Genomic DNA, 1,505 nt, shown 5'->3' on the forward strand with positions numbered 1-1,505 from the left:
CGGTTCGCCGTCCACTTGATACGTCAGCTGCATCTCAATGGGCAGGAACTTCTGAATCATCGTATAGACCGCCTTGCGGAAGTCTGCACTTACTGCAAGCGCACCGAGGTTCAGAATTATCAGCGTCAGGGCCGCAACAAGCACTCGCTTCAGCACCGGGCGGCGTTTATGCAATGCCGCTTTCAGGCGAGCATCCCATCGGGACGTGTCCGGGTAGAGTTCTTTTAGCTGTGCCGGAGTTGGCAGCTCGTCCAGTTCTTTTTGTGCATCTGCACGGAGTGCCATCATCAACGCTGCATCAAAAGAAACTTCTGTCCGCTCACTCATGGCTGTTCAACTCCTTCCACAATAATTTTCTTCCACGGAAAAGCCGCATCCGAACCACTTCATCTGTCAGTCCAAGCGATTCGGCAATCTCCCGGTTGGTGTAGCCCATCGCCAAAAGGCGCAGTGGATCACGGTACATCGGTTTCATCTGTCCGATTAGTTCTATCAACCGTTCGATGTTGTCGGTGCTGACTGCTGCATCATCCGGTATCGGGGCACCATCTGGTGCGTCTGGGATTTCTTCTAATGGTTCTTCTCGCTGCTTGCGAAGCATATCGTATGCACGGCTTCTCCTACAACTAACGAGATAAGCGGCGAGTTCGTGACAGTTTTCTCGATGAATTTTAGAAAAATTTTTGGCAACGTACAAAAAAACCTCTTGCAGCACATCTTCTGCCAGATATGAATCGCCCATAATTTTGTAAGCGGTATGGTAGACCAGCCGCTTGTAAGTATTATATACATCTTTAAACTGTTCTTCACTGCTCTGGTTATCCAGAACTGCCAGATACATTGCCAGCATTTTCGCTCACATCCCTCTTATCGGGAGGAATTATGTCAATTTGACACAATTCCTCTCTGCCCATTCAGATAAACCACCACGGCAGTTCCAGCCAAAGGTTATCCATGGCCTGTTCCTCCGTCTTTTTTGCGCGGCCTTTTGTCAGGTGAAAGTATATCGCCGTGCCGATCAGCGGATGTTCCTCGCCATCGGTGAAGCCATAGCGGTACAGCAGATAGGTCTGCTCTCGCTGGGTCAGCCGTTTCAGAGCATCGTACAGTTCCCGGCGCGATTCCTGTTCTTCCATAATACTCTGCGGCTGCATGGCGTAGGGGTCGGCTATGGCTTCAATGCGCCGTAGTTGTTCCTCTCCCGGCAGAACATCATCCAGCGAAACACGCTGGTAGCAGATACCGTCCTTGTCCTCTGTCACCATCCGCTGCTCAAAAGCAGCAAAGGCATCCCGTACCATGTCCATCATGGCGTTGCGAATGGCAGGAGCCGCATAGGTCAGGAACTTCATGCCGCGCGCCGCATCAAATTTCGGCACGGCTTTCCATAAGCCCAGATTCCCCGCCTGTTTCAAATCGTCCGTGTCAAGATTCAGACCGGACTGTGCCAGATTCATACTGCGGAAAAGGTCATTCGCCACCTTGCCGATAAAGGACTTGTTGTT

Annotated in this window: 2 protein-coding genes and 1 pseudogene; all 3 read right to left on the reverse strand. The window is 51.2% G+C overall.

Going from position 1 to position 1,505, the window contains the following annotated elements:
• A pseudogene (locus DXB44_RS12385) lies at positions 1-327 on the reverse strand (Tat pathway signal sequence); the annotation flags it as partial.
• A complete protein-coding gene (locus DXB44_RS12390) occupies positions 320-850 on the reverse strand; it encodes a sigma-70 family RNA polymerase sigma factor (protein ID WP_118658914.1) in 531 nt (176 codons plus the stop codon). The gene DXB44_RS12390 and the pseudogene DXB44_RS12385, both read right to left, overlap by 8 nt.
• 64 nt (positions 851-914) lie before the next feature.
• A partial coding sequence (locus DXB44_RS12395; RefSeq protein ID WP_118658915.1) for a sigma-70 family RNA polymerase sigma factor occupies positions 915-1,505 on the reverse strand: 591 nt, incomplete at its 5' end.

The organism is Faecalibacterium sp. OM04-11BH, assembly GCF_003482185.1.
Taxonomy (GTDB): Bacteria; Bacillota; Clostridia; order Oscillospirales; family Ruminococcaceae; genus Faecalibacterium; species Faecalibacterium tardum.

Excerpts from the sequence above, each read along its gene's own strand:
- DXB44_RS12390 (WP_118658914.1), bottom strand. The coding sequence starts at position 850 with ATGCTGGCAATGTATCTGGCAGTTCTGGATAACCAGAGCAGTGAAGAA.